The following is a 1419-nucleotide window of genomic DNA, read 5'->3' on the forward strand; positions in this document are numbered from 1 at the left end:
CTGGTTTAGCGGCTGCCGCATCGGTGGATATTCGTCATGAATATGTGCCTGATCGTGATGGTGACGAACATCGAGATCGTATTTACGTTTCTCACCGTTTCGACAACCAAATCGGTTTTAGCGTGGAAGCAAAATGGAACTACAAAGATGGTCACATGGGCAATGCCGGCCATGAAACTGGCGTGAGCTACCGTTGGAAAGCGACCGACAATTTCTCTCTAACGCCGGGCATTAACATTGATGCCAGCCCATCGGGTGCGTCAGTGTTCAAGTACAACTTGACGGGCGCGTACAAAATCAATGACGAGTGGGATGTCGCTGCGCGTATTCGTCATGGGTACAAAAACACGGACGACTCGCGTTACAACCAGCTCAACCTTTACGCAAACCGTAAGTTTGAATGGGGCAAGCTTGGCGTAGAAGCGGAGTACAAAGATATTCATGGTGGTGAAGGTGGCTGGAAAGACAAAGGTCATGATCAGCTGATCGACTTTAAAGGCGAATACACCAAGTTAGAAAGTGGCGTGATTCCATTCTTCGCTATCGCGGCTATCACGCACAAGGGTGACGGCTCAGAGTTTAAAGATGAATATGTTCCTCGTTTCCGTGTCGGTTTGAAATACAACTTCTAACAAGGAAAAGTGACCATGAAAAAACACACTTTAGCCTTGTGTCTGGCGGCCATATTGGCCCCAGCCGCACACGCTGCTGAGATTAAGGTCGAAGACCTGACTTGGAAAGCGATCACTTTTGGTCAATCGACCGACATGAACTTTGGCTCAACCATTTTGCCGGAAAAAGTCGGCGTGAACCAAGTGACGGTCAATGGTGAGGCTGTCGCTGCTGGCAAGTTAGCCAACTCGCATGAAGGACTCTCCTTTTACTACACCGAGCTACCAACTGATGTGAACTTTACCCTCAGTGCCGATGTGGTGCTTGAACAGCTTGGCCCGGAAACAGGCGCGACACCAAACCGCCAAGAAGGCGCAGGTTTGATGGTGCGCGACATTCTAGGTGCCGAGCGTTTAGTGCCGCAACCTGAGGGCCATAAAGAGTTTCCGTCTGCATCGAACATGGTGATGAACCTAATGCGTTCTCACACTCGCACGAACGATGGCATGACCAACATCAACGCATCGTTTCGTGAAGGCGTTTATCAACCTTGGGGAACGCCGGGTAACCGTTTAAGCCGTGTCGATTATGTGGAAGGGGTGCCTTACGGCACGGCTGAAACCTACCGCATGACGCTGACACGCACCAATGATGGTTTCAAAGTCAGCTACCGTAATGGCGAAAAATTTGTTGAGCAAGCGGTAAAAGGCGCGAATGCCAATATCGTTGAAATGCAAAACTCAGACTCGCAATACGTCGGCTTCTTTGCGTCACGCAATGCAAAAATGACGGTGAGCAATGTCGATT

At 49.8% G+C, this 1419-nt stretch carries 1 protein-coding gene and 1 pseudogene; both read left to right on the forward strand.

What is annotated here, in order from left to right; translation table 11 throughout:
• On the forward strand, positions 1-632 hold a 632-nt coding region (locus R8O70_RS25230), incomplete at its 5' end, for an oligogalacturonate-specific porin KdgM family protein (RefSeq protein WP_318184464.1).
• A 15-nt stretch (positions 633-647) separates the two neighbouring features.
• A pseudogene (locus tag R8O70_RS25235) lies at positions 648-1419 on the forward strand (exopolygalacturonate lyase); the annotation flags it as partial.

Source organism: Vibrio sp. 779(2023), assembly GCF_033344285.1.
GTDB classification, from domain to species: Bacteria; Pseudomonadota; Gammaproteobacteria; order Enterobacterales; family Vibrionaceae; genus Vibrio; species Vibrio alginolyticus.